Origin of the sequence: Paraburkholderia sp. J76 (assembly GCF_905220295.1) — a bacterium.
Classification (GTDB): Bacteria; Pseudomonadota; Gammaproteobacteria; order Burkholderiales; family Burkholderiaceae; genus Paraburkholderia.
On record NZ_CAJMZJ010000001.1, the window covers coordinates 1 to 24393 of the forward strand.

26 protein-coding genes and 1 riboswitch are annotated in these 24393 nt (G+C 64.2%); of the genes, 14 read left to right on the top strand and 12 right to left on the bottom strand.

The window, feature by feature from the left end; genetic code table 11:
* Nucleotides 1–969 (bottom strand): aromatic amino acid lyase (locus tag U5768_RS00005; RefSeq protein ID WP_322028330.1); only part of this gene is annotated, 969 nt, incomplete at its 3' end.
* Between the two features lie 226 nt (nucleotides 970–1195).
* On the opposite strand from U5768_RS00005, the gene U5768_RS00010 reads away from it, so the two are divergent.
* The 8 genes from U5768_RS00010 to U5768_RS00045 all read left to right on the top strand — a co-directional run bounded on the left by U5768_RS00010 (nucleotide 1196) and on the right by U5768_RS00045 (nucleotide 6495).
* On the top strand, nucleotides 1196–1954 hold the full coding sequence (locus U5768_RS00010) for an ABC transporter substrate-binding protein (protein ID WP_322028331.1): 759 nt from the start codon (nucleotides 1196–1198) through the stop codon (nucleotides 1952–1954).
* Between the two features lie 64 nt (nucleotides 1955–2018).
* Nucleotides 2019–2708 (top strand): ABC transporter permease, encoded by a 690-nt coding sequence (locus U5768_RS00015; protein WP_322028332.1) that lies wholly within the window; start codon nucleotides 2019–2021, stop codon nucleotides 2706–2708.
* Nucleotides 2705–3418 carry an ABC transporter permease gene (locus tag U5768_RS00020; RefSeq protein WP_322028333.1) on the top strand — a complete coding sequence of 238 codons (714 nt, stop codon included), beginning with the start codon at nucleotides 2705–2707 and terminating at the stop codon, nucleotides 3416–3418. The genes U5768_RS00015 and U5768_RS00020 overlap by 4 nt, the downstream gene beginning before the upstream one ends.
* A 20-nt stretch (nucleotides 3419–3438) precedes the next feature.
* Nucleotides 3439–4206, top strand: coding sequence for an ABC transporter ATP-binding protein (locus tag U5768_RS00025; protein ID WP_322028334.1), 768 nt, complete (start codon nucleotides 3439–3441; stop codon nucleotides 4204–4206).
* Between the two features lie 55 nt (nucleotides 4207–4261).
* Entirely contained in the window at nucleotides 4262–4792 is a 531-nt protein-coding gene (locus tag U5768_RS00030; RefSeq protein WP_415913821.1) for a helix-turn-helix domain-containing protein, read from the top strand.
* Nucleotides 4789–5202 carry a VOC family protein gene (locus U5768_RS00035; RefSeq protein ID WP_322028336.1) on the top strand — a complete coding sequence of 138 codons (414 nt, stop codon included), beginning with the start codon at nucleotides 4789–4791 and terminating at the stop codon, nucleotides 5200–5202. The genes U5768_RS00030 and U5768_RS00035 overlap by 4 nt, the downstream gene beginning before the upstream one ends.
* Nucleotides 5203–5348: 146 nt before the next feature.
* Nucleotides 5349–5840 carry an SET domain-containing protein gene (locus U5768_RS00040; RefSeq protein ID WP_322028337.1) on the top strand — a complete coding sequence of 164 codons (492 nt, stop codon included), beginning with the start codon at nucleotides 5349–5351 and terminating at the stop codon, nucleotides 5838–5840.
* Between the two features lie 43 nt (nucleotides 5841–5883).
* A complete protein-coding gene (locus U5768_RS00045) occupies nucleotides 5884–6495 on the top strand; it encodes a VC0807 family protein (RefSeq protein WP_322028338.1) in 612 nt (203 codons plus the stop codon).
* Nucleotides 6496–6558: 63 nt separating this feature from the next.
* Here the strand turns inward: U5768_RS00045 and U5768_RS00050 are convergent, their stop codons facing one another.
* Nucleotides 6559–7362 carry a transporter substrate-binding domain-containing protein gene (locus tag U5768_RS00050; protein ID WP_322028339.1) on the bottom strand — a complete coding sequence of 268 codons (804 nt, stop codon included), beginning with the start codon at nucleotides 7360–7362 and terminating at the stop codon, nucleotides 6559–6561.
* A 184-nt stretch (nucleotides 7363–7546) separates the two neighbouring features.
* Here U5768_RS00050 and U5768_RS00055 point away from each other — a divergent pair, with 184 nt between their 5' ends.
* Together U5768_RS00055 and U5768_RS00060 are read left to right on the top strand one after the other, a co-directional pair.
* Nucleotides 7547–8539 carry an ABC transporter ATP-binding protein gene (locus U5768_RS00055; protein WP_322028340.1) on the top strand — a complete coding sequence of 331 codons (993 nt, stop codon included), beginning with the start codon at nucleotides 7547–7549 and terminating at the stop codon, nucleotides 8537–8539.
* A complete protein-coding gene (locus U5768_RS00060; protein ID WP_322028341.1) occupies nucleotides 8536–9297 on the top strand; it encodes an ABC transporter permease in 762 nt (253 codons plus the stop codon). Before U5768_RS00055 ends, U5768_RS00060 begins: the two co-directional genes overlap by 4 nt.
* A gap of 34 nt (nucleotides 9298–9331) precedes the next feature.
* Here the strand turns inward: U5768_RS00060 and U5768_RS00065 are convergent, their stop codons facing one another.
* The 4 genes from U5768_RS00065 to U5768_RS00080 all read right to left on the bottom strand — a co-directional run bounded on the left by U5768_RS00065 (nucleotide 9332) and on the right by U5768_RS00080 (nucleotide 13492).
* Nucleotides 9332–10687 (bottom strand): tryptophan leader peptide, encoded by a 1356-nt coding sequence (locus U5768_RS00065; protein WP_322028342.1) that lies wholly within the window; start codon nucleotides 10685–10687, stop codon nucleotides 9332–9334.
* 112 nt (nucleotides 10688–10799) lie between these two features.
* Nucleotides 10800–11567 (bottom strand): ParA family protein, encoded by a 768-nt coding sequence (locus U5768_RS00070; RefSeq protein ID WP_322028343.1) that lies wholly within the window; start codon nucleotides 11565–11567, stop codon nucleotides 10800–10802.
* A gap of 345 nt (nucleotides 11568–11912) precedes the next feature.
* On the bottom strand, nucleotides 11913–12938 hold the full coding sequence (pstS, locus tag U5768_RS00075; RefSeq protein ID WP_322028344.1) for a phosphate ABC transporter substrate-binding protein PstS: 1026 nt from the start codon (nucleotides 12936–12938) through the stop codon (nucleotides 11913–11915).
* A gap of 185 nt (nucleotides 12939–13123) precedes the next feature.
* Nucleotides 13124–13492 (bottom strand): NUDIX hydrolase, encoded by a 369-nt coding sequence (locus tag U5768_RS00080; protein WP_322028345.1) that lies wholly within the window; start codon nucleotides 13490–13492, stop codon nucleotides 13124–13126.
* Nucleotides 13493–13725: 233 nt separating this feature from the next.
* On the opposite strand from U5768_RS00080, the gene U5768_RS00085 reads away from it, so the two are divergent.
* Both U5768_RS00085 and U5768_RS00090 read left to right on the top strand, forming a co-directional pair.
* On the top strand, nucleotides 13726–14637 hold the full coding sequence (locus U5768_RS00085; RefSeq protein ID WP_322028346.1) for a CHAD domain-containing protein: 912 nt from the start codon (nucleotides 13726–13728) through the stop codon (nucleotides 14635–14637).
* Nucleotides 14638–14810: 173 nt separating this feature from the next.
* Nucleotides 14811–14993: riboswitch (cobalamin riboswitch) on the top strand.
* A 103-nt stretch (nucleotides 14994–15096) separates the two neighbouring features.
* Nucleotides 15097–17001 (top strand): TonB-dependent receptor domain-containing protein, encoded by a 1905-nt coding sequence (locus tag U5768_RS00090; RefSeq protein WP_322028347.1) that lies wholly within the window; start codon nucleotides 15097–15099, stop codon nucleotides 16999–17001.
* Nucleotides 17002–17050: 49 nt separating this feature from the next.
* On the opposite strand, the gene U5768_RS00095 is transcribed toward U5768_RS00090, so the two are convergent.
* Together U5768_RS00095 and U5768_RS00100 are read right to left on the bottom strand one after the other, a co-directional pair.
* Nucleotides 17051–17692 (bottom strand): glutamine cyclotransferase, encoded by a 642-nt coding sequence (locus U5768_RS00095; protein ID WP_322028348.1) that lies wholly within the window; start codon nucleotides 17690–17692, stop codon nucleotides 17051–17053.
* A gap of 34 nt (nucleotides 17693–17726) precedes the next feature.
* A complete protein-coding gene (locus U5768_RS00100) occupies nucleotides 17727–18947 on the bottom strand; it encodes a helix-turn-helix domain-containing protein (RefSeq protein WP_322028976.1) in 1221 nt (406 codons plus the stop codon).
* A gap of 157 nt (nucleotides 18948–19104) precedes the next feature.
* On the opposite strand from U5768_RS00100, the gene U5768_RS00105 reads away from it, so the two are divergent.
* Nucleotides 19105–19869, top strand: coding sequence for a DUF899 domain-containing protein (locus tag U5768_RS00105; RefSeq protein WP_322028349.1), 765 nt, complete (start codon nucleotides 19105–19107; stop codon nucleotides 19867–19869).
* A gap of 8 nt (nucleotides 19870–19877) precedes the next feature.
* Entirely contained in the window at nucleotides 19878–20687 is an 810-nt protein-coding gene (locus U5768_RS00110; protein WP_322028350.1) for a DUF2182 domain-containing protein, read from the top strand.
* A 161-nt stretch (nucleotides 20688–20848) separates the two neighbouring features.
* Here U5768_RS00110 and U5768_RS00115 read toward each other — a convergent pair whose 3' ends face one another.
* From U5768_RS00115 to U5768_RS00130, 4 genes are all read right to left on the bottom strand, one after another.
* Complete coding sequence (locus U5768_RS00115; RefSeq protein WP_322028351.1) at nucleotides 20849–21502, bottom strand: response regulator transcription factor; 654 nt, start codon at nucleotides 21500–21502, stop codon at nucleotides 20849–20851.
* Entirely contained in the window at nucleotides 21499–22782 is a 1284-nt protein-coding gene (locus tag U5768_RS00120; protein WP_322028352.1) for a sensor histidine kinase, read from the bottom strand. The genes U5768_RS00115 and U5768_RS00120 overlap by 4 nt, the downstream gene beginning before the upstream one ends.
* 435 nt (nucleotides 22783–23217) lie before the next feature.
* A complete protein-coding gene (locus U5768_RS00125) occupies nucleotides 23218–23355 on the bottom strand; it encodes a hypothetical protein (RefSeq protein ID WP_322028353.1) in 138 nt (45 codons plus the stop codon).
* Between the two features lie 219 nt (nucleotides 23356–23574).
* Nucleotides 23575–24393, bottom strand: coding sequence for a hypothetical protein (locus U5768_RS00130; RefSeq protein WP_322028354.1), 819 nt, complete (start codon nucleotides 24391–24393; stop codon nucleotides 23575–23577).

Consider the following 24393-nt stretch of genomic DNA (forward strand, 5'->3'; position numbering starts at 1 on the left):
GGTTTCCGGGAAGATCAGCGGATTGTCCGACACCGCGTTCGCCTCGACGAGCAGCACCTGCGCCGCATGGCGCATCTGGTCCAGACACGCGCCCATCACCTGCGGCTGGCAACGCAGCGAATACGGGTCCTGCACCTTGCCGCAGTCGCGGTGCGAAAGGTTGATCGCCGAGCCTTCGAGCAGCGCGCGGTAGGCCGCGGCGGCATCGATCTGGCCGCGATGGCCGCGCAGTTCGTGAATGCGCGCGTCGAACGGCTTTACCGAACCTGCTGCCGCATCCACGCAGAGCGCACCTGAAACGAGCGCCGTGCGGTAGAGGTCTTCGATCGCGAACATGTTGTAGATCGCGAGCGCCGTGGAAGCCTGCGTGCCGTTGAGCAGCGCGAGACCTTCCTTCGCCTGCAGCGCGAGCGGCTTGAGGCCGACAAGACGCAAACCCTCGACCGCGCTCATGCGCTCGCCCTTCGCGAACACATCGCCCACGCCGAGCAACGTGCAGGACATATGCGCGAGCGGCGCGAGGTCGCCCGAGGCGCCCACGGAACCCTTCACCGGGATCACAGGCAATACGTCGGCGTTGAATAGCGTGATGAGCGCATCCATCACTTCGCGGCGGATGCCCGAATGGCCGCGCCCCAGGCTCGACAGCTTCAGCGCCATCAGGAGACGCACGACAGGACGCGACATCGGCTCGCCCACGCCCACGGCGTGCGAGAGCACGAGATTGCGCTGCAGCAGTTCGAGCTGCTCACGCGGAATATGCGTGCTCGCCAGACGCCCGAAACCCGTATTGATGCCATACGCGGGCTCGCCCTTCGCGGTGATCTCGGCAACGGCGCGCGCGCCCGCGTCGATGGCGTCGAAGCTGGCCGGATCGAGTTCGAGCTTTACGCCGCCGTTTTCATCGGCGCGCGCGATCTGGCGCAGTTGGGGCAGGGTCAGGTGGCCGGGCGTGAGTTTGATGTTCATTGCGGTGTCGAAGTTGTCTGGACAAGGTGAAATCAGATTACCGAAGCAAGCTTGTCTATACAAGTTAAATTCGCTCAACGTATACCCGGATCGTCGATTCCTGACGCCGGAATTACGCCATCTTTCGATTCCAGCACAGTGAAATCCCCAGGTGATAACACCGATTGCCGGTCCTTTCGACGCGTCGATAATTGTATAGACAACTTGCCGGCCTATCGGAGACTTCATGAAGAAACTTGCCTTGTGTGTTGCCCTCGCCCTTGCCGCCGGTGGCGCGTACGCGAAAGACTGGTCCACCATCCGCTTCGGCACCGACGCGAGCTACGCGCCGTTCGAATCCAAGGCAACAGACGGCAAGCTGGTCGGTTTCGACATCGACCTCGGCAACGAAATCTGCAGGCGCCTGAACGCCAGGTGCGTGTGGGTCGAGCAGGACTTCGACGGCATGATTCCGGGCCTGAAGGCAAAAAAGTTCGACGGCGCCCTCTCCGCGCTCACAATCACGCCGCAGCGCGAACAGCAGATTGCCTTCTCGGCCAGGCTTTTCAACACGCCCACGCGCCTCGTCGCGAAGCAGGGCTCGCCGCTGCAACCGACCATCGCCTCGCTGCGAGGCAAGACGGTGGGCGTCGAGCAGGGTTCCATTCAGGAAACCTACGCAAAGCAGAACTGGGCGCCCAAGGGCATCAACGTGATTCCCTACCAGAACCAGGACCAGGTTTATCTGGACCTGCAATCGGGACGCCTCGACGCCGCGCTGCAAGACGAAGTACAGGCCAGGATCGGCTTCCTCAAGACACCGCGCGGCGCGGGCTTCGCGTTCGCTGGCGCGCAAATCCCCACGGGCGCCGCCGCCATCGGGCTGCGCAAGGAAGACGCCGACCTCAAGGCGAAGATCGACAAGACGATCGCCGACATGATCCAGGACGGCACGTACAAGAAGATCGAATCGAAGTATTTCGACTTCGACGTGTACGGCGGTTAAGCGCAGCGGTCTTTCCCGCAACGAAAAAACGGGAGCGCGGCTCCCCTGAACGAGGACATCCCCCATGGTCTTTCAAGGCTTCGGCCCGCTGCTCCTCGCGGGCACGTGGGAAACCATCAAGCTCGCGGTGCTCTCGCTCGGCGCCGCGTTTGTGCTCGGGCTTGCGGGCGCCGCCGCGAAGCTCTCGCCCAACCGCGCGCTCTCGCGCATCGGCACGGCGTACACCACGCTCATTCGCGCGGTGCCCGATCTCGTGCTCATGCTGCTGCTGTTCTACAGCATCCAGATCTGGCTGAACGACGCGACCGACATGATGGGCATGGACCAGATCGACATCGATCCGTTCGTGGCCGGCGTCATCACGCTCGGCTTCATTTACGGCGCGTATTTCACCGAGACTTTCCGCGGCGCGTTTCTCGCCGTGCCGCGCGGACAGATCGAGGCGGGCTTCGCATACGGCATGAGTTCCACGCGCGTGTTCACGCGCATCCTGTTCCCGCAGATGATGCGTTTTGCGTTGCCCGGCATCGGCAATAACTGGCAGGTGCTCGTGAAGGCCACGGCGCTCGTTTCGATCATCGGTCTCGCCGATATCGTGAAAGCCGCGCAGGATGCGGGTAAGGCCACGCAGGCGTTTTTCTTCTTCACGCTCGTGACCGGCGCGATCTATCTCGCCATCACCACGGTTTCCAACCTCGCATTGCATCGCCTCGAAAAACGCTATTCGACAGGCGTGCGGAGGGCAGCGCTGTGATCGAACTGCTTCGTCAATACTGGCCCAATTATCTGTACAGCGACGGTTTCAACACCAGCGGTCTCGCCATCACGCTCTGGCTGCTGGTCGTGTCGATCGTGGTGGGCTTCCTGCTTGCCGTGCCGCTCGCCATTGCGCGCGCTTCGCGCAACCGGTGGCTTTCGCGGCCGGTCTGGGTCTATACGTACGTGTTCCGCGGCACGCCGCTCTATGTGCAATTGCTGCTCTGCTATACGGGTCTCTACAGCCTGCATTTCGTGCATGCGAATCCGGTTCTCGGCGACTTCTTTCGCAGTGCGATGAATTGCACGCTGCTGGCGTTTGCGCTGAACGAGTGCGCGTACGCCACCGAGATTTTCGCGGGCGCGATTCGCGAGACCTCGTATGGCGAAATCGAAGCCGCTCAGGCCTATGGCATGTCGAAGACGAAGGTCTACACGCGCATCATCCTGCCTTCCGCCTTGCGGCGCGCCCTGCCCTCGTACAGCAACGAAGTGATCCTCATGCTGCACGCCACGACGCTCGCTTTCACGGCGACCGTGCCCGACATTCTGAAAGTGGCGCGCGACGCGAATTCCGCCACCTATATGACGTTCCAGGCGTACGGAATCGCGGCGGCGCTCTATGCGTCCATCGTCTTCGCCCTGATCTGGGGCTTTCGCCGCCTCGAAACACGTGTGCTGGCCTACCTGAAGCCGCAAGGCCATTGAGAACCCGGAGTGAACCGAGTATGTACAAGCTGATTGTCGACGACCTGCACAAGAAGTTCGGCGAGAACGAGGTGTTGAAGGGCGTATCGCTCAAGGCAAAGGCTGGCGACGTGATCAGTCTGATCGGGTCGAGCGGATCGGGAAAGAGTACGTTCCTGCGTTGCATTAATTTTCTCGAATCGCCCTGCTCGGGACGCATCACGCTCAACGGCGAGGAAATTCGCACGAACGCCGATCGCGGCGGCGCGCTGCGCGTGAGCGATCCGAAGCAGCTCCAGAAAATGCGCACGCGTCTTTCGATGGTGTTCCAGCATTTCAATCTCTGGGCGCACATGACGGTGCTCGAGAACATCATCGAAGCGCCGGTCAGCGTGCTCGGACTGAGCCGCAGCGAAGCCGAGGCCCGCGCGCGCAAGTACCTCGACAAGGTGGGGCTCGCGGCCGGCGTCGAGCACAAATATCCTTCGCACCTTTCCGGCGGCCAGCAGCAGCGCGTGGCGATTGCGCGGGCGCTGGCGATGGAGCCCGAAGTGATGCTGTTCGACGAGCCCACCTCCGCACTCGACCCCGAACTCGTGGGCGAAGTGCTCAAGGTCATGCAAAAGCTCGCCGAGGAAGGCCGCACGATGATCGTCGTCACGCACGAAATGGGTTTTGCGCGCAACGTTTCGAATCACGTCGTGTTTCTGCACAAGGGGAAGATCGAGGAACAAGGCGACCCCAAGGAAGTGCTCAATGCGCCGCGCAGCGAGCGGCTGCAGCAGTTCCTGGCGGGGCGGTTGAAGTAAGGCGCGCGCGGCGCCCTTTGGGGGCGCGCCGCGCCGTTGGGCCTAAACTACCGGCATGCCGCCCACTTCAGACGAATGCATGCCAGCCAGCGCAGCCGCCAGGTCCGCGCCCCTCTACGACCCGGCCCTGCTGCGCCGTCTACTGCGCGCAAAAGACCGCATGGACGCCGCCTCGCACGAGGCCTGGCCCGTCAAGCGCCTGGCCGAGGTCAGCGGCGTTTCCGAAGCGCATTTCGCGCGCTCCTTCAAGCGGGCCTTCGGCCTCCCGCCGCACCGCTACCTGCTCACGCGGCGCATCGAGCAGGCCGCGACCCTGCTGCGCGACACCGATCTCGACATCACGGATATCGCCTTCGCCACCGGTTGGGAAAGTCTCGGCACCTTCGGCCGCACATTTCGCGACGTTACAGGCCTGAGCCCCAGCGCCATGCGCGTTCAGGCGCGCGCAAACCTGCCCGATATCGACCGCGTGCCCGCCTGCGTGCTCAAGGCCGCGCAGCGCCCGGACCTCACCACAGCAGTTTTGGAGAAGCGCCGGCGCGCGCCCGCGGCTAAAGTGCGGCCATTCGACAAGGAGATGACATGAACCAGGGTATCAATGTGGTGGGTGTGTACGTCGACGACCAGGAAGAGGCGCTCAGGTTTTACGTCGACAAGCTGGGGTTCCGCGTGCATACCGACGTGCGCAACGGCGCGTACCGATGGCTCACGGTCCAGCACCCGGAGCAGTCCTCGTTCCAGCTCGGCCTCTTCCAGCCGGGGCCGCCCGTTCACGACGAGGCCACCGCGCAAACGCTGCGCGCCATGGTCGCCAAGGGCGCCATGCCGCCCCTCGTGCTCGCGGTGGCGGACTGCCGCGCCAGCTACGAGCGCCTGAAGTCGCTCGGCGTGGAATTCACCCAGGAGCCGGTCGATCGATACGGCAGTGTGGACGCCGGTTTTCGCGACCCGGCCGGCAACGGCTGGAAAATGATTCAGGCGCCGAAGCAGTCATAAGGGCGATGCATGCGCGGCGCCGGTGGGCGCGGCGCATGCCCAGTGCGAAGACGCAATGCGGGGCGTCCACGCTCATCAGCATTTTCAACACTCGCTTTCATTGTGGCCGCTTATACTGCACGCGTTCAACGCGCGCGAAGATGGCCATGAGCAAACGAATGACTGTCCGGCAGTCGCCGGTGCACGGAAAAGGCGTCTACGCATTGCGTCCCCTGCGGGCGGGCGAGCGCATCTTCGAATACAAAGGCAAGATCATGAGCTGGCGCAGCGCGGCCCGGCGTTATCGGCTGCGTGAAGATGGCGCGCATACGTTTCTCTTCGGCCTTTCCGATGGCCGCGTGATCGACGGCGGCCAAGGCGGCAACTGGGCGCGCTGGCTCAATCACGCGTGCCAGGCGAACTGCGAAACCATCGAAATAGACGGCCACGTCTTCATCGACGCATGCCGCGACATCCTGCCTGGCGAAGAGCTGTTCATCGACTACGCGCTCGAACTGCCCGAGGACGCCTGCGAAGAAAACGTGCGCGAATATATCTGCCGCTGCGGCGCGCCCGCATGCCGCGGGACGATGCTGGCCGGCGTCGGTGTGCGTGCCGACGCCGGCACGAACATCATCAGCGCTGCGAGCCTGCTTTAGGCGTCAGCGCATTCAGAACCGGCGCCTCCTGCCGATCGTCGTCATGATTCCGTCCTCGCGTTACGCGTTTGCATTCGTCGTCAATGCGGCGTTGCCCGCGGCGGTGTACTGGCTCACGCTGGCTCGCCTGGGAGTCCCAGGCGCACTGGCCGCATCGGCGGCGCCCCTGCTCGCCTGGATGATTTTCGACCTCGTGCGATTTCGACACTTCGACGCACTGAGCGCACTCGTTCTCGCGAGTATCGGCATGTCGCTCGTCGTGCTGGCTTCGGCGAGCGCGCGGTGGCTGAGCGAAGCGCGCGAGCCGCTGGTGAGCGGGGTGATCGGCGTGATTTTTCTGCTGTCGCTGCCGCTGGAACGGCCACTGGTGTTCTACCTCGGACGTTCGACGCTCTCGCGGGAACGCTCGGGCCGCGAGCGGGAATTCGACGAGATGTGGCAGAACCGCCCTGCGCTCGTGCGCTCGATCCGCCTCATGACCGCGGTCTGGGGCCTGGGACTCGTTGGCGAGAACGCGGTGCGGATCTGGCTCGTCTGCTGTACGGGCGCGCAAAACGGCGACCGTCTCTCGATGATCGTTAGGTATGCGACATACTTTGGACTCACCGCGTGGTCGATCGTTTACCGGAATCGGTATGTCAAGCGGCAGGCGTGAGGAGGGAAGCTCGAGGGGGCGATCGCGCGGGCACGCGCGATCGCCTGTCACATACGCCAGCCGTTACTGCGCGATCGGCTGCGTTACGTCCTGACCGAACCACTGCATGGAGATCTTCTTGAGCGTGCCGTCCTGCTTGAGCGAGGTGAGCGCGTCGTTGATCGCCTTCTCGAATTTCGGATTGCCCTTGCGGAACGGAATGCCCATTTCCTGATTGGCGCCCGGCAACACGGCGCCCGGACGCAGCGGCAGATTCGACGTCTTGATGATGTACGGCAGCATCAGGCGGTCGTCCATCGTCGCGTCGATGCGCTTCGCGGCCAGGTCGCGCAGCTTCTCGGGCGCGCCAGGATACGTTTGCACGTTGATGCCCTGCACCGCGCGCGCCATCTGGTCATAGTTGGTGCCGAGCGTCACGCCGAGCTTCTTGTCGCCCTTGAATTCCGCGAGCGTCTTGAATTCGCGCTTGTCGTCGGAGCGCTGGATGAGCTGCGCCGCCGAATACGTGTACGGCTGGCTGAAGTCGAGCGCCTGCTGGCGTTGCGGCGTAATGGTCACCTGATTGACGATCACGTCGAATTTGCCCGCCTGCAGCGCCGCGATAATGCCGCTCCATTCCGTGGGAACGAACTCGGGCTTGACCCCCAGTTTGGCCGCCACGGCCTTCGCCACGTCCACGTCGAAGCCGACGAGTTCGCCCTTGCTGTCACGCGAGTCGAACGGCGGATACGTGCCTTCCAGGCCGATCTTGAGCACTCCCGCCTGCTTGACGGAATCCAGCAAATCTTCCGCATGGGCGGAAACGGCGGTAAATCCGAGTGCCGATACGGCAAGCGCGCTAGTGAACAGGAGCTTCGTCAACTTCATTCAACTTCCCCTCTTTATCTGGATGTCTGGACTGCTTCGCGATGGCACATCAGCGCCCCCCGAGGCCGCGTCGCTAGAGAATACTACGATCGGCAGCGCGTTCGTAGCCCGCACAACTGAGTACTTTCCCGGCTGACGCGGGCGCGCCCGGTGCCTTTTACCGGCTTCTGGTAATGTCACGCACATGCAAACCATCCTCTCCATCGAGAATCTCTCGAAAGTCTACGCATCCGGACTCCGGGCGCTCACGGACATCAACCTCGACATCCAGCGCGGCGAAATCTTCGCGCTGCTGGGGCCGAATGGCGCGGGCAAGACGACGCTCATCAGCATCGTCTGCGGCATCGTCAATGCGAGCGAAGGCAGCGTGCGCGTGGCCGGCCACGATATCCTCGCCGACTACCGCGCCGCGCGCTCGCTGATCGGCCTCGTGCCGCAGGAGCTGACGACCGACGCGTTCGAAACGGTCTGGGCCACCGTATCGTTCAGCCGCGGCCTGTTCGGCAAGCCGGCCAACCCCGCGTACGTCGAGCGCGTGCTGCGCGACCTCTCGCTGTGGGAAAAGCGGAACAACAAGATCATGACGCTCTCGGGCGGCATGAAGCGCCGCGTGCTGATCGCGAAGGCGCTCGCGCACGAGCCGCAAGTTCTCTTTCTCGACGAACCGACCGCGGGCGTGGACGTCGAATTGCGCCGCGACATGTGGGAACTCGTGCGCGGACTCAAGGCGAACGGCGTGACGATCATCCTCACCACGCACTACATCGACGAGGCGGAGGAGATGGCCGACCGCATCGGCGTCATCAACGCGGGCCAAATCATGCTCGTCGAGCGCAAGGACGTGCTCATGCGCAAGCTGGGCCGCAAGCAGCTCACGCTGCAGCTCGAAGCGCCGCTCGCCGCGATTCCGCCGGGGCTCGCCGCATGGGGGCTGGAACTGGCCGGCGGCGGCGCGGAACTCACCTATACCTACGACAGCGAAAACGAACGCAACGACATCATCACGCTGCTCAAGGATCTGAGCGACGCGGGCATCGGCTTCACCGACCTGAAAACGAGCCAGAGTTCGCTGGAAGACATCTTCGTGAGTCTCGTCCACAAGGACCCGGCGGCGGCTTCAGGGGCCGCCGCGCTTTCGGTCGAGGAAAACGGCAAAGGACAGGTAACTTCCCGATGAACCACTACGCAATTCGCGCCATCTACCGCTTCGAAATGGCGCGCACGCGGCGCACGCTGATGCAGAGCATCGTCGCGCCGGTTATTTCGACGTCGCTCTACTTCATCGTGTTCGGCTCCGCGATCGGTTCGCGCATCAAGGAGGTGAACGGCGTGAGCTACGGCGCGTTCATCGTGCCGGGCTTGATCATGCTGTCGCTCCTTTCGCAGAGCATTTCGAACGCGTCGTTCGGCATCTACTTTCCGCGCTTCACGGGCACGATCTACGAACTGCTCTCGGCGCCCGTTTCGTACCTCGAAATCGTGATCAGCTATGTCGGCGCGGCGGCGACCAAGTCGGTGGTGCTCGGGCTCATCATCCTCGCGACCGCGGGGCTTTTCGTGCCGATCCAGATTCAGCATCCCGTATGGATGGTGCTGTTCCTGCTGCTCACGGCGATCACGTTCAGCCTGCTCGGCTTCATCATCGGCATATGGGCCGACAACTTCGAGAAGCTGCAAATCGTGCCGCTGTTGATCATCACGCCGCTCACCTTCCTCGGCGGCGCTTTCTATTCGGTCGACATGCTGCCTACGGCGTGGAAGGTGATCACGCTGTTCAACCCGATCGTCTATCTCATCAGCGGATTCCGCTGGAGCTTCTACGGGCTCGCGGACGTCGACGTGGGCGTGAGTCTCGGCATGACCGCCGCGTTTCTCGCCGTGTTCCTCGCGATCACCGCGTGGATCTTCAAGACGGGCTACCGGCTGAAAACCTGACTCCGGCGAACCGGCCCGGCGGCCGCCCCGAATGTCAGGCCGGCAACTGCCCTGGCGCGCTGTCGAGCGGGCCTTCCTCGCGGCGGTTCAGCGGGCCGTCGAACGAGCCATCGAGAATACGAAGCTTGTCGGTCATATCGGGAACGCTGTGACCGGCCGCGCGAAGCTCGTTCACGAGCCGATGTGCAACGGCCCGGCAATGCGCCAGCGTCTCGTGCAGGCGCGGCTCGGATTGAAGGCCTGTCACCGCGCGCTCCATGTCGGGCGGCGATTCGCTCAGCAGAGCGGGAACGACCTCCTCCGGCGGAATCAGCGAGCCGTGACTCAGCAGTTGCGCGGTCCAGTCGCATCCGTACAACAGCGCGCGCCGTTCAGCCCGGCGCGCTTCGTCCTGCTCGAGCGTGGCGAGGCTGTGGCGGCTCTTCTGTATCTCGGCGCGCCACGGCGCAAGAACATCGGCACGCAGCGCCGCTATCGCCTCGCCGAGCGCAACGTTCTGGCCGCCGGCCGCGAGGCGGCGTTCATCGAGCCTGTCGACTTCGTCCCGATAGCTTTCGAGGTACGCCAGCCAGTTCAACGGCAGTTCCGGTTTTTCGAAAAACGCGCGGCGCACTTCATTGAGTTCGTTGCGGATATCCTGCAGCGCCTGGCTGTCGGCGAGACGCGCCTCGTGTACGTCGTGGGCGGTCACCATCTGCCGGTGCAGCGGGAACAGCGGATTGCTGTAGCGCCGCTGCAGATGCCGCTCGGCCGCGCCCGGCCGGGCGCTCCACTTCCAGTTGGGCAGCGATTTCGCGTCGAATTCCACCGCCTCTATCATCGGCCGGAAAACAGCAAGCGCTTCTTCCGTGGCGTGGCGAAAGCAGTCCGCGAGCTTGTAGTCGTTGCCTTGCAACGATACGGCCGCATCCCCCGCGTAAGGCGACTCGGGCCGAAGCCTCAGGGTGCCCGTGGCAAGAAAGAATTCCATCGGCAATTCGACGCTCAGGCCTTCGAGGCTGAACGCCCGCTGCTCGGCGGCAATGGCTTCGACGGAATGCGCCAGGCGATTTTCCTGATCGAGAAGCGTATCGGCGGCATCGCCCGACGAGGGCTGCGCCGCGTCCGCCAGCAGGCAAAACGTTTCGCGCGCCATTCTCGCCGCGATGGTGCCGTGCTTCTCGGCAAAGAGCCAGAACCAGAGGGCGAGCTGATATCCCTTGACCCCATTTTGGGCGGCCGTTTCGACCTCGGGCGCAAACGCGATGCCGGGCGCGGCCCAGTTCGCGAACGGCGGCGTGCCAACGCCCTGATACATGCCCAGGAGTTGGCGTATCGATTCATGCGTATCGGCGGGCCAGTTGCGCGCCTCTTCCTGGCGCTTCTCCGTCTTCCAGAACCTCCAGTCCATTCTGCACCTCGCAAGAGAGCAAGAGTCTCGGTGCGACTCGCTGCGAGGGATACTTGCACACTCCGCCGAGGGCGTAAACCGGTGATGTCCGCGCTTGCCGCGCTCGTGCCTTTCAGGCCCCGCTCAATTCCTGATGCAGCGCGACGAATTCGCGCGAGAGTTTGTGCGCCGGATCGAGATGAACGACGGGCCTCGCCTGCTGATGCGATTCGCGAATCTTCACCGACGACGACAGCCGCGACGCCAGCACGGGTAGCCCTTCATCGACGAGTTCGTCGACAAGTTTCTGCGGCAGGCTCGCGCGTGGCTGAAACTGGTTGATGACGATGCCTTCCACCGTGAGAGCCGCATTGTGATCCTGCTGTATTTCCTTCACGTTTTCGAGCAGCGTATAGAGCGCGCGGCGCGAGAAGTCGTCGCAGTCGAAGGGAATGAGGCAGCGCTCGACTGCGATCAGCGCGGAGCGCGTATAAAAATTCAGCGCGGGCGGCGTGTCGATGTAGATCGCGTCGTACATGTCGAGTTCCTTGAGCGCGTCGCGCAGCTTGTAGATCTTGTAGCGCGATTCGAGCTTGCCGTGCAGTGTGTCGAGATCGGGATGCGCGGGCATCACGTCGAGATTCTCGAACGGGGTGGAATGAATGAACGAGGTGACGTCGATGGGCCTGAAGCTGAAAGTCAGCGCGGTTTCGAAGAAGTCGGCGACATTGGGCTTCGCGTCGGCGCAAGCCGCGCCGAGCAAGTACTGGCTCGAATTCGCTTGCGCGTCGAGGTCGATCACGAGCGTGCGCTGGCCCTCATTTGCGCTGATGGCTGCGAGGTTGCAGACGATTGTGGACTTGCCTACGCCACCCTTCTGATTGAACACCACGCGCCGCATCTCTTCGCTCCCCTGTTTCTCTTCAATTCAATGAAACGGATGGGGTTCAGCATAACCGATGCGGCGGTGCAAAAGATTTTGGGTGAGCAGTATTCGCAGCAAATTACCCGTTATGTAACGGCTTATTTTCCGGTGCCGTTTGACTGGTTATAACCACTGCCGTCGCCGCATGCGTAACTCGCGGTTGCCGGAAGCGCCAGGACAAGTGATACAGCCACGAGGGCTGCAAAGAGGCGTCGAGCTTTCATCCAGGTTTCTCCTGTTCGAACATGGGCCGTCCATTAAGGATAGGTCAGATGACTTACAGGTGTGCTTTCGTGTGATTACCTGTGATTACGACCTGAATCATGGCGCGACTGGCTTGCCGCTCGCGTCCTTGACCTTCTCTTTCCATTGCGACCTGATTTCGCTCACGACCGTATCGGGCAGCGAAATATAGTCGAGGCTATCGGCGGCCGAAGCGCCGTTCTTGAAGGCCCAGTCGAAGAACTTGAGCGTTTCCTTGCCTTGGTCCGGCTTGTCCTGTGCGGTGTGCAGCAGCACGAAGGTCGCACCGACAACGGGCCACGCGTCCTTGCCCGGCTCGTTCGTGAGGATCTGGTAGAACGACTTCTTCCAGTCCGCGCCGGCGGCTGCGGCCTTGAACGTTTCGGTGCCCGGTTGAACCACCGCGCCCGCTTCGTTCTTCATCGCCGCGTACACCATGTGATTTTGTTTGGCGTACGCCCACTCGACGTAGCCGATCGCGCCCGGCAGACGCTGCACGAAGGCCGCGACGCCGTCGTTGCCCTTGCCGCCCGTACCCGTCGGCCAGTTCACGGTCGTGCCTTCGCCGACCTTGCTCTTCCACTCGGGGTTGACCTTCGAGAGGTAGTTCGTCCAGATGAAGCTCGTGCCCGAACCATCGGCGCGGCGAACCACCGCGATGTCGAGATCGGGCAGCTTGACCTTCGGGTTCAGCGCAGCGATAGCCGGATCGTTCCACTTCCTGATCTTGCCGAGATAGATGTCGCCGAGCACCGGGCCCGACAGCGTGAGTTCACCGGCCTTCACGCCCGGCACGTTGATCGCAGGCACGACGCCGCCGACCACTGTCGGGAACTGGAACAGACCTTCCTTGGCCAGTTGATCGTCTTTCAGCGGAGCGTCCGAGCCCGCGAAGTCCACGGTCTTCGCCTGAATCTGCTTGATGCCGCCCGACGAGCCAATGCCCTGGTAATTCACCTTGCCGCCGCCCGACTTCTGATAGGCATCCGCCCATTTCGTATAGATCGGCGCTGCGAAAGTGCTGCCCGCGCCGGTGATGTCGGCGGCCTGCGCGATGCCCGTACCCAGCGCGAGAATGACAAACGCAAATACACTGAGTCTCATCTCGTACTCCTGAAAATCGGTCTTGATGCGCTGGACCTTACGTTTGCAACGTGACGATGGAGTGACACGGGAGGGATGTGGGGCATGCCTGTGAAAGGCAAATAAGGACAAAAGGACAAATGCGGGCAGCTACATCGGGACTGAACGCCGGGCGCATTCAATCCCTCACCACGAAAACTTTGGCGCTACTTCCTGCGCCGGTGGTTGACGAGCCGAAGAATATCGTTGGTCGGCCCGCTGGTGATGAGGCGCGAGATGTCGTCGAGGTGAACCCATCGGCACCTCGCTATTTCGCTGCTCGGCCGCGCCTTGGCTTGCCTCGGTATTTCGCACGAAAACACGTGGTGGTGTTTCTGCTTGCCGCGAATGTCGAACAAATACCGGGCTGCCTTGCCGGAGAGCCGGGTCTCTTCCCTGAGTTCTCGCAGCGCGGCTTCCATGAGATGCTCGCCGCGCTTCAACATGCCGCCCGGGAGCGCCCACTTCGACTGACTGCGCGCGACCAGGAGAATTCGCTTACCTCTGCGACAAATCACGGTGGCCCGTTTCTTCAACTCGAACTCCCATTTCGTTCATGGGGTGCTTCTCGACGAATATCTATTGCAACGCCTGACTTAGCTAAGCATCGTAATACAGAAAGTCAGAAGTTCAACCCGCTGGCGTGAGCGACGGCTGCCAACTTACCCGAACTCGAACATTTCATCAAATCGTCATAAAGATCGGGTTAGCGACAGCCCTTATGGTATGTTTTGGGCCACACATATTTCTTGTCGGACTCGAGGCTGCAATGGATATGGATAGTGACTGGCCGTTGCCACGCCCGCGCACTTTCTTCAGAATCGACCGGCAACGCGCCACGGCATCACTTACCAGAAAGTCCTCTATCGCCAGCACCTTTTCGTTATTGGCCATGCCGGTGGTCGTCGAGGCGGTGCAAAGAGCGAAAACGCTGTCGACAGAAGTCGACCCCGACGCGTTTCATCAGCTTCGTGTGGCGTTCCGAAAACTCCGCGCCTTGTATTGGGCGTACTCTCCGTGGCTCGGCGAGGAAGCCACCGCGCAAGCCAGCGACGAATTCAAGCGTCTGGCTGCCGTGGCAGGCGGTACCCGCGACTGGGACATCGCAGGCGATCTCCTCGAGACCGCGCAGAAGTCGGACGCATCCATCGAACGGCTCGTGACCGCTGTGCGCGAGAAACGCGCGCAAGCGGTGGCGCATAGCCAGGCCATGATCGACAGCGGCGCCGTCGAGGCATTTCTGAACGACGCCGTGCTTCGTGCGCAAACCACGCTGCAATCCTGTTGCGATGACCTGCCGATCAGCGCGTTCGCGAAGAAGCGCGTCCGTCTCGCGCAGCGCACGCTTCGAAAGCGCAGCAGGCGCGCCGCGCGAAGCGAAACTGGCCGCGAGGAAAATCTCCATGACGTGCGCAAGGCAGGGAAAAAACTGCGGTATCTGCTCGAGTTTTTTCAACCGGTCATCAAAGGCGGGCACGACCGCACCATCAAGGAACTGACGTCCGTGCAGAAGACGCTGGGGGAATTCAACGATATTGCCGCCAGTGAGACCTTGATTCGCAATACGACATTCGAAGACGTTCCGGCCGAAATCGTCGAAAAGTCATTGCAGTGGCTGGAAAGAAAAAAGTGCCAGCGAATACATGTGGCGTCGCGAAGGGTAAAAGAGTTATCCGGCTGAACCTGTGGCTGAACCCGCGCCGCCGCCACGCGGTTGAGCCGCGCTTGCGCGCAAAAACAGCCGCAAGGACAACGTAAGTTGCCGAAGAGGCCAAACCCGGGCCAAACCCGCCCCAACCGGGTGTTTTCGCCACACCGCCCCCGGCAAAGGTTGACGCGCGGAACGCGCGGCCATTACCCTTGCGCGCTGATGGTTCCCGGCGACGGGATCAAAAGGGAACGCAGTGCAAGACTGCGGCTGCCCCCGCAACTGTCAGCGGCGAGTCCATGCCAGAGAGGGCCACTGGGAAACCGGGAAGGCCGGCAACGGACGGCGACCCGCGAGCCAGGAGACCTGCCATCAGCCGAGTCCAACAGCAGCCGCAGCGGGCGGGGACCCCCACTGCGCAAGCACCGCCCGTGCGGCGGTCGCCCGTTGCAAGGACAGCCCTATACAGGAGCTGTTTCCAGCCACCGCATCATGAAGTTTCGCCAATTCGTTTTGACTTCCGCCGCGCTCGCCTGCGCATGGCACACCGCGCACGCCGCCGCCAGCGACGACGACACCACGCTGCCCAATATCCTCGTCGTGGGCGACACGCAGCATCTGCCGCAATCGTTCGATCAGCGCTATGCGACCACCCAGGTGCTCACGCGCGCGGACCTCGACCGCGTCTCCCCCGCCGACCCCAGCATCGCGCAAGCGCTCGCCACGCTGCCCGGCGTCACCGTTTCGCAAACCGGCGGGCCGGGGTCGTACACGGGCGTGAGCATCCGCGGGTCGTCGGCCGATCAGGTGGCCGTGTTCATCGACGGCATACGCGTGGGCTCCGTCACCACCGGCACGGCCGAATGGGCCGATCTCGCAACGGCCTCGTTCGACCGCGTGGAGGTGATCTCGGGTCCCGCGGCCGCCTCGTTCGGCGCGGACGCCGTGGGCGGCGTCGTGCAGCTCTTCACGCGCCATGCGTCGAATCAGCCTAACCAGACCACCGTGTCGTTCGGCGGCGGCTCGAACAAGACCTTCGATACGCAGGTGCGCACGTCGGGCACGGTGCCCTCGACCGGGCCGCTTTCCGCGTTGAGCGGCCTCACGTATTCGCTGGGCCTGCACGACTACAACACGGCCGGTATCGATGCAACGCAGCCCGGCGCTTACGGCCACGAAGACGGCCGCAACCCCTACCACGCGCAGAATCTGGACGCGCGCCTCGGCTACGCGCACGACAACTGGTCGATCTCGACCTTCGCGCTCTACCATCGCTCCGATCTGTCCTTCGACAGCGCGGGAGGCACCGACCGCCAGCGCGACAACCAGCTCACGACCGGCGTCGCGTTCCACCTCGACATCACGCCGACCACGCAGTTCGATCAATCGGTGGGTTACGCGACGGACCGTCAGTTCCTCTATTCGGACGACCCGACGATCCCCACCGACGAGATCGACTCGACCCGTCTGTCCACCTCCACCGCGATCACGCATCAGGAAAGGGGCCACACGCTCTTCGGCATGCCGCTCGAAGGCGAGACCAAGCTCGCCTACGACTACACGCGCGAACTGGCTTTCCTGCCCGTGGATGTGCCTGGCGGCCTGCCCGCGCGCAACGATTCAGCCGTCTCGATGCATCAGTCGGCCACGCTCGGACCCGTCACGCTGTTTCTGGCGGGGCGGCACGAGATCGTGCAGGGGCAATCGGTGAATACGGGCAATGCCGCGCTCTCGTGGGCGATCACACCGGTCTACACGGCGCGCGTTTCGTATGGCAATGCATTCCGCCTGCCCACGTTCAACGATCTGTACTATCCGGGCTATTCGAACCCCGACCTGCTGCCCGAGCGCAGCAACTCGGTCGAGGCCGCGCTCGATGCGACCACGTCGATCGGCACGTTCACGGCGGCCGTGTACGACACGCGCGTGCACGACCTCATCACGTACAACTCGCAGACTTTCCTGCCCGTGAACGTGGGCCGCGCGCACATTCAGGGTCTCGACCTCTCGTACAAGGGCACGCTCGGCAAGTACACGCCGGTGAGCCTCACGGTGGGCATTCTGAATCCGCAGGACGTGAGCGACCAGACCTGGCTCAATCGCCGCCCGCGGCAGACGGCGAGCCTGAGCGTGGATCACACGTGGGACGAGTTCCATCTCCACGCGCTCAGCACCGGCGTTTCGCTGCTGTATAACGGCTCGACGTTCGACGACCAGGCCAACACCATCTACCTGCCTTCGTGGACGACGGTGAGCCTGCGCGCGTCGTACCAGGTCAATGCGCATCTCGCGCTTTCGGCCTCGCTTGCGAACGTGTTCAACCGGCAATATGTGACCGCCTACGGGTACAGCACGTTGGGGCGCACGGCGTTCGGCAAGGCCACTTACACGTTCTAGGCGCGGGACCTGTGAGCGGGTGCGCAAAAGCCCTTGCGCGCCTGCCCCCCTAACTTTCGCGCCTGGGCCGCCGCACCGCGCGAATCTTCCCGCTATTGCCGCCGCCGCAGAAAAACTGTTCGGCGCCATCGGATTCCAGTCCCGAGACGGCCGTTCCGGGCGGCATGTCGAGCTGTTCCAGGACTTCGCCCGTGCCCGGATCGATGCGCCGCAAGTCGCTTTCGTCGCCTTCCCAGGTGCCGTGCCACAACTCGCCGTCCACCCACGTCACGCCCGTCACGAAGCGGCTCGATTCGAGCGTGCGCAATATCGCGCCCGTCTGCGGATCGACCTGATGAATCTTGCGCTCGCGATAGACGCCGACCCACAGCGTGCCGTCCGCCCACGCGAGGCCCGAGTCGCCGCCACCGCCGGGCGCGGGAATCGTGGCGAGCACGCGGCCCGTTTCGGGGTCGATCTTATGGATGCGGTCCTCGGCGATCTGAAACAGATGCTGACCGTCGAAGGCCGTGCCCGCGTGCGCCGCGATGTCGATCGAGCGCTGCGTCCGGCCGCTCTCGGGGTCGAGCGAGGCAATGCGCTCGCCCACGGCGAACCACACGTGCCTGCCGTCGTACGAAACCCCGCCCACCTTCTCGATGCCGGGAAACGGGCCGTACTCGCGGACAATTTCGGCAGTCGTTCGTTTCATGACTTCTCCTCGAATGAAAGGACAGGCGTCCATCCTAATCGCCCGGCAGCGGCGCGGGGAGTAACAAGGTCGTCGCGAATCCGGGCACGGGCGGCGTGGTCCAGCGGCGCGCGCGGCCATAGCCGAACGACTGCACCTTGCTCGCCGCGGCGAGCGAATCGAGCGCGCGCTGCACGGTGCGCTGGCTCGCGCCCAGCGCGAGCGCCAGCGCCGAACTCGACCACGATTCGCCATCGGCGAGAAAAGCCAGCACCGCCGCGTGCTTTTCTTCCACAGGCCGCGCCAGCACCACCACTTCGCTCGCGTGACGAGGCGCGAGCGCGAAGCCGCGCTGGGTCGCGCCGATGTCGGCCACGTCGCGCAACAGCGTGCGCAAGCGGCCAATTTCCACGCGCAGGCGCGCGCGATGCGTTTCGTCGGCGTGCTTCGTGCGAAAGGCGCGCTCGATGAGCGCGTCGCGCGGCACGTCGGCGGGCCACGCTTGCGCGAGCGCGCGGGCGAGCACGAACAGCACGGGGCGTCTTGCGAGTTCGACGACGGTCGCGCCCTCGCGCGCGACATAGCGGCACGCATCGACGACGAGCGCCTTCGAGGCGAGCAGCGCCTCAACCTCTTCCAGCAGCAGAATGCGCTCTTCGCCGCGCGCGATGAGGCGCGCAGCCGGCGAGTCCAGCAGCAGCGCGGCGCTCTCGATCTCCGCGCTCAGCGCGGCAATGCCCGCCGCGCGCGCGGCGCGTGCGGCCTCGGCGAGCGAGCGCCGCGCCGCCTGCGCCTGAATGCGCCGCATGGCGATGCCCGCGGCGATCAGTTCATGCGCGGCGCGCAAGGCGGCCGGCAGCGGCGCGGGATCGGCTTGCGCGAGCATACCTGCGGCCTCGTCGAGCCGCCCGATGAGCAGCAAGCGGCGAATTTCCAGGTAGCGCGCGTGCGCGGCATTGAGGCGGTCGCCGTGCGCTTCGAGCGTTTGCCGCGCAGCAGCGAGCGTATCGGTGGGCCAGCCGAGATCGCGCGATGCCAGCGCGATTTCGGCCTCGGCAACGACGCAGCGCGCGCGGGCCACGGCCTCGCGCGAGCCGAAGCCGCGCGCCGCGCGGCGCAATAGCGCCTTGGCGCGCGCGAAGTCGCCGAGCTGCGCCATGGCGATGCCGCGCAGCGCGAGCGCAGGCGCGTCGTCGCGCAAGGCCACGCGGTTCAGCGCGCCGAGCGGGTCACCGCCCGCGAGCGAGCGCGCCGCGGCCGTGATCAGCGAATCCATCGTCATGAGAATCCCGCCACACTTGTCACTCCCCTGGCTCCTGGGTCCGGACCTAATCTAACACGGCGATCACTCGCATCATCGATCGAACGACGCGGCGGCGCGAACGTCATGCTCGGGCGCGCCGCCCCCGATGAATCCATAGGAGGACCAGGCAATGGCAACCCATACCACCGGAACACGCGAAGACTGGCTTGCGGCGCGCATCGAACTGCTCGCGGCCGAAAAGGAACACACGCGGCGCGGCGACGCATTGGCGCGGCAGCGCCAGGCGTTGCCGTGGGTGCGTGTCGACAAGACGTATCGATTCGAAACGGAAGAAGGCGGCGCCACGCTCGCCGATCTCTTCCAGGGGCGCTCGCAACTGCTCGTTTATCACTTCATGTTCGGGCCGGATTACGCGGCGGGCTGCCCGTCGTGTTCCGCGATTGCCGATGGCTTCGACGGCGTCGCCGTGCATCTCGCGAATCACGACGTACGGCTCATGGCGGTGTCGCGCGCGCCGCTCGCCAAACTGCTGGCCTATCGCAAGCGCATGGGATGGCATTTTCCGTGGGCCTCGTCGAGCGGCAACGACTTCAACTTCGACTTCAACGTGTCGTTCACCACGGCGCAGCAGCGCGCGGGCGACATCGAATACAACTACGCGCGCAGCGGCCACAAGATGGACCTGAATCCGCCGCCCGCGCCCGTCGCCCAGTTCGCGGCGAGCTGCGGCACCGACGCGGCGACCTACACGCGCGACCGCCCGGGCCTCAGCGCATTCGTGCTGGAAGACGGCGTGATCTATCACACGTACTCGACCTACGCGCGCGGACTGGATGGCGTATGGGGCATGTACCAGTGGCTCGACCGCGCGCCGAAAGGACGCAACGAGGCGGGCATCTGGTGGCACCGGCACGACGAGTACGCGGATAGCTGAGGCGCATCATGGATAACGTCGGCATGACGGTACGGCGGCGCAGCGGCGCCGCGCGTGCGATTTTCTTCGGCGTTTCGTCGCTCGTCGTCGCGGCCAGCGCGCGCGCAACGTGGGTCTGGTGCGCTTCGATGGAAACGACGGGCGGCACGCCCATGCCCGGCGGCTGGACGATGTCCGCGCTCTGGACGCCCATGTGCGGACGCACGTGGTTCGACGCCGCCGTATCGTTTGCCGGCAAGTGGAACGCGATGATGGTCGCGATGATGTTGCCCGCGGTGGCGCCGGCCTTGTGGCGGTATTTCGAGGCGCTGCGCAACGAGCGCGCTGCGCGTGCGGGCGGGATGACCGTGACGGCGGCGTCGGGGTATTTCCTTGTCTGGCTGGCCGTGGGAATGCTCGTGTTCGCGGCCGGTGCACAACTGACGGCGCTTGCCGTGGCAGCGCCAGCGTTGACGCACACGGCGCCCACGCTGGCGGGTGTCGTCGTCGTGATGGCGGGCGTGTGGCAGTTCTCCGCGTGGAAAGCACGATGGCTTGCGTGCTGCGCGAACGTGCCGCCGGGCGCACATGCACGGCTCGACGTGCAGACTGCGCTGCGCCACGGCTTGCGGTTCGGTCGGCACTGCGTGTGCTGTTGTGGAAATTTGATGGCGGCGCTGCTGGCTGCGGGCGTGATGGACCGCCCCGCGATGGCTTTGGTGGCTGCGGCCATTGCCGCGGAAAGATGGGTGCCGGGCGGCGCAAAAGTCTCGCGAGCGGTGGGAGCGGCTGCGATTGTAGCGGGCCTGGCGATGGTGGCAAGAGCCGTGGCCGCATAAAAAACGCCGTTCCACATGCGGGAAACGGCGATAAAGCGCTCGATGCTCCGGACTGTGCTTAGCAATCCGTAGTAACAACAAGAGGCGCACTGAATACGACATGACGCCGCGCAACTGGCTCAATAGCCATCTGAAGCGACCATCGACGGGGGCGCGGCCCCTCAGCCCGTATGCGGCGCAGGCAGCGGCAACGGCTGCGGCTCCGGCGCGCCGGAATCGAACGTGGTCATGAGCCGCACCAGATCGGCGAGCGAATTCGCTTTCATCTTCTCCATGACGCGCGCGCGGTGAATCTTGATCGTTTTCTCCGCCGCGCCCAGTTCGTCGGCGACGAGCTTGTTCGGCCGGCCAGTCACCACGAGCGCCATGACCTCGCGCTCGCGCGGAGTGAGCTTTTCCACGCGCCGCTGGATTTCCGCACGCTGCTCGCGCCGCTCAAAAGCATCGCAAGCGCGTTCCAGCGCGCGCGACGTGGCTTCGAACAGCACGCGCGCGTCGATCGGCTTCGTCAGGAAGTCCGATGCGCCCGCCTTCATCGCCTGCACCGCCGTGCCCATGTCGCCGTGCGCCGATACGAACACGATCGGCACCCTGCCCTCCAGCCGTTGCTGCAATTCGATGCCGCTCAAATCGGGCAACTGGAGATCGAGCAGCAGGCACGCGGGCGCGCTCGTCAGATCGGCGCCGTGCAGGAAGGCGCTCGCGCTGCCGTAGGCTTGCGCCGTGTAGCCGCCGGATCGCAGCAGGCGGCACAGGGCGTTGCGAACGTGCTCGTCGTCGTCCACGACGAACACGACGGGAGTGGGCGAATTCATGGTGAAAAACGCGTGATCGTCTGCACGCACGCGCCCTCCGCGGGAAGTTCGATATGGAAGGTCAGTCCGCTGTCGGCGTTGCGCTCGGCCCATAGCTGGCCGCCATGCGCCATGACGATGGTGCGGCTGATGGACAAGCCCAGACCCAGCCCTTGCGGCTTGGATGTCATGAACGGCTTGAACAGCGTAACGAGCCGGTCGGCATCGACGCCGGGCCCGTGATCGCGGATCGCCAGACACACCCTGCCGCGATCCTTGCTGGCTGTCACGACGATGCACACCCGGCGATCTTCCGCGCGGCAGTCGTGCACCGCGTCGAGCGCATTCAATAGCAGATTCACGAGCACCTGCTGCAGTTGAACCGCATCGCCGTGCACTTGCGGCAGGCCGTCTTCGATTCGCGCGCCCACGGCCGCGCCACAGGTTTCCGTCTCGCGGCGCAGCAGGCGCACCACGTCGCGCACGAGGCTGCTTACGTCGACAGGACACATCTCGGGCGGCTCGCATCGCGCGGACTGGCGCATCTTGCGGATGATCGCGTGCGCACGCGTGCTGTCCGACACGACCTCGCCGAGCAGTTCCCGCAGGTCGCTCATGGCTGGCGGGTTCTGGGCGAGAAAACGCTGCGCGGCCTGTGCATTGCTGAGAATGGCGGTGAGCGGCTGGTCGACTTCGTGCGCGAGCGCGGCGGCCATGTCGCCCACTTCGGACGCGCGTTCCCGGCGCAGCCGGCGCGGTTCGTCGCGAGATTGCGCGTGCGCCCCGCCGTGACTTTCGGGTTCGATGACGACCACCATGCGCGCCGCCGGTCCAGCCGCGAGCGACGCCGAAGCGCTCACGCGTACGTCGATATCGGCGCCGTTCTTCGCCCGCGCGACGGCCACGCGCGTCACGCTATGCGGCAATCCTTGCCCGGTCTCCAGCGCGGCGAACGACACGGGGCGCGCGTCTCGACGCCAGCCCACGAGCACGCTTTCGATGTGCATGCCGATCAATTCGCCCAAGGCGTAGCCGAGCACGCGCGTGGCCATGCCATTGGCCCACGCAACGCTGCCCGTTTCGTCGATCACGAGCGCCGCCGCGGGCACGACTTCGAGAACGCTGTGCAGGCTTTGCGCGATGGCTTGCGTCGCCGGCGCCGATACGTGGGCGTCTTTGGCCGCGGCCGATGTTTTCCCATGTGGAAGACTGCGCGGCTTGATTCTTTCGAGCCACGCGAGCAGGCCGGCCGCTGCGTGCCCGGCTGTGGACCTGCGCAGCTCCAGTTTTTCGTTCCGCATGTCTGCCCTGATCACGTTGTCCTCCGAGTGCGCAGCCCGGCTACGGCGCGAGAAACGTAGTTGCGGAGAATGAGTCAGTCGTTGAAATGGACGGGAACATCGTCGCGAAACGGTAACGCCATATGCGTTCCCCGCGCGTGTTTATTATATGAAATAAATTGCGGATGCCTGATGTCGCGCGCAATTGCTTTCGATAACTTATTCCGCACATGAAGGCCTGAATGGCGCATATACACTGACTATTTGCGCGGATATATTTGCGAACGTTTTTCTGGATTTAGATAGTTTTCCGCGCAATGATTCGATTGAACCATTCAATGCAAATAGCAATCACCTATATTGCTTTTCAAATTATTTTTATGCGCATTGGTAAATAACCGCGGTCATTATTTCGCCTGGCAACGTTCTCAATCGCCACGCGCGAGCCGATGCCGATCACGGCGCCGAAGCTGGCGCCGCCGCGCTCGCCCCATGATGCTGCGCCGCGTTCTGCTGGGTACGCTGCTGAGACTGGTTCGAGCGCGCCTTGTGCTCCGCTTTGCGCTGCACGTCCCGCATCTGTCTCGTTCCCATCGTTCCCGCCTGCGCATATGCCTCAGACATGCAAGCGGGCGCACAAATCAGGAGCACCATCGCGCACGGCGCAGCAAAACGCATTTTCATTTCGGATCTCCAGGTATCGACGCTACCGACCTCGGCGAGCGACCAGATTCGCCGCGCAGCCGCTGCGGTGTCAAGAGGACTCTGGTCCGGCTGCCGGCATCAGGCGTCTTACCGGACTATACCCTTGGGTCAAGGCGCGTGCGTTGCCGCACGGGCGGGTGTTTGCGCCGGGGCTTCCTCGCCGAGCATATAGAGCAGCAACGCGTCGCGGTCGGGTCCGCTCAACGCCGCCGTCGAGCGCATGAGCACCGCGCTCGCCCAGCACACGTCGGCCATCGTGGCGCCGGGAGCGCCATTCGTGACGCGCGCGAGCCGCGCCACGGCGGCGGGATCGCCCGAGAGCGCCGCATTGACCGCATCGTCGAGATGCCGCAGCGCCCTCTCGTACGCTTCAGGCGTAGGCAGCGTGAGCGGCGCAGCAAGCAGGGCGCGGATCACCACGCGGTAGAGCAGCGAGAAATATTCGGCCGTGTCGGCATCGGTCATGCTGCCAATCGAAATGCGCCCGGCAATGTCCTGCACGCTCGCAATTCCCTGGCAATCGCCGCGCGCCGCGCGGCCTATGTATTTCACGAGCAAGGTGAAGTACGCCAGCCGTTCCTGCGACGTCAGGCGCGCAACGCCGCTGCGGATCAGGCGCTCGCGCGCCGCGTCGTCGCGCAGCAGCGCTTCGAGGCCCGCCGCGCCGCCTGGCACGGCGACCGCCACCGCCGGGTCAGCACGCAGCCGGTAGAACCAGGCTTCGACGATGCGGACCCGAGTCGTCTCCTGCTCCGCACCGGGCTCGCTCGGCGGCGACGTTTGCCAGGCGGGGGCGACAACGTAGTCGAGCACAGCGAAGAGCCGCTCCGGCGCGTCCTCGCTGCGCGGCACGCTGCCCGACGCATCGTGAGCCGCCGACGCCAGCGCCGCGGTCAGCGCGAGCAACGCACGACGCCATGTCTTCAT

Bases quoted from the DNA above. Each gene is read 5' to 3' on its own strand.
- U5768_RS00015 (WP_322028332.1), top strand. From the start codon at position 2,019: ATGGTCTTTCAAGGCTTCGGCCCGCTGCTCCTCGCGGGCACGTGGGAA.
- U5768_RS00070 (WP_322028343.1), bottom strand. From the start codon at position 11,567: ATGCGGCGCGTGGTGTTCAATCAGAAGGGTGGCGTAGGCAAGTCCACA.
- U5768_RS00065 (WP_322028342.1), bottom strand. From the start codon at position 10,687: ATGGACTGGAGGTTCTGGAAGACGGAGAAGCGCCAGGAAGAGGCGCGC.
- U5768_RS00110 (WP_322028350.1), top strand. From the start codon at position 19,878: ATGGATAACGTCGGCATGACGGTACGGCGGCGCAGCGGCGCCGCGCGT.
- U5768_RS00125 (WP_322028353.1), bottom strand. From the start codon at position 23,355: ATGGGAACGAGACAGATGCGGGACGTGCAGCGCAAAGCGGAGCACAAG.
- U5768_RS00025 (WP_322028334.1), top strand. From the start codon at position 3,439: ATGTACAAGCTGATTGTCGACGACCTGCACAAGAAGTTCGGCGAGAAC.
- U5768_RS00105 (WP_322028349.1), top strand. From the start codon at position 19,105: ATGGCAACCCATACCACCGGAACACGCGAAGACTGGCTTGCGGCGCGC.
- U5768_RS00040 (WP_322028337.1), top strand. From the start codon at position 5,349: ATGAGCAAACGAATGACTGTCCGGCAGTCGCCGGTGCACGGAAAAGGC.
- U5768_RS00030 (WP_415913821.1), top strand. From the start codon at position 4,262: ATGCCGCCCACTTCAGACGAATGCATGCCAGCCAGCGCAGCCGCCAGG.
- U5768_RS00095 (WP_322028348.1), bottom strand. From the start codon at position 17,692: ATGAAACGAACGACTGCCGAAATTGTCCGCGAGTACGGCCCGTTTCCC.
- U5768_RS00090 (WP_322028347.1), top strand. From the start codon at position 15,097: ATGAAGTTTCGCCAATTCGTTTTGACTTCCGCCGCGCTCGCCTGCGCA.
- U5768_RS00085 (WP_322028346.1), top strand. From the start codon at position 13,726: ATGGATATGGATAGTGACTGGCCGTTGCCACGCCCGCGCACTTTCTTC.
- U5768_RS00010 (WP_322028331.1), top strand. From the start codon at position 1,196: ATGAAGAAACTTGCCTTGTGTGTTGCCCTCGCCCTTGCCGCCGGTGGC.
- U5768_RS00035 (WP_322028336.1), top strand. From the start codon at position 4,789: ATGAACCAGGGTATCAATGTGGTGGGTGTGTACGTCGACGACCAGGAA.
- U5768_RS00100 (WP_322028976.1), bottom strand. From the start codon at position 18,947: ATGGATTCGCTGATCACGGCCGCGGCGCGCTCGCTCGCGGGCGGTGAC.
- U5768_RS00055 (WP_322028340.1), top strand. From the start codon at position 7,547: ATGCAAACCATCCTCTCCATCGAGAATCTCTCGAAAGTCTACGCATCC.
- U5768_RS00115 (WP_322028351.1), bottom strand. From the start codon at position 21,502: ATGAATTCGCCCACTCCCGTCGTGTTCGTCGTGGACGACGACGAGCAC.
- U5768_RS00120 (WP_322028352.1), bottom strand. From the start codon at position 22,782: ATGCGGAACGAAAAACTGGAGCTGCGCAGGTCCACAGCCGGGCACGCA.
- U5768_RS00130 (WP_322028354.1), bottom strand. From the start codon at position 24,393: ATGAAGACATGGCGTCGTGCGTTGCTCGCGCTGACCGCGGCGCTGGCG.
- U5768_RS00060 (WP_322028341.1), top strand. From the start codon at position 8,536: ATGAACCACTACGCAATTCGCGCCATCTACCGCTTCGAAATGGCGCGC.
- pstS (WP_322028344.1), bottom strand. From the start codon at position 12,938: ATGAGACTCAGTGTATTTGCGTTTGTCATTCTCGCGCTGGGTACGGGC.
- U5768_RS00050 (WP_322028339.1), bottom strand. From the start codon at position 7,362: ATGAAGTTGACGAAGCTCCTGTTCACTAGCGCGCTTGCCGTATCGGCA.
- U5768_RS00045 (WP_322028338.1), top strand. From the start codon at position 5,884: ATGATTCCGTCCTCGCGTTACGCGTTTGCATTCGTCGTCAATGCGGCG.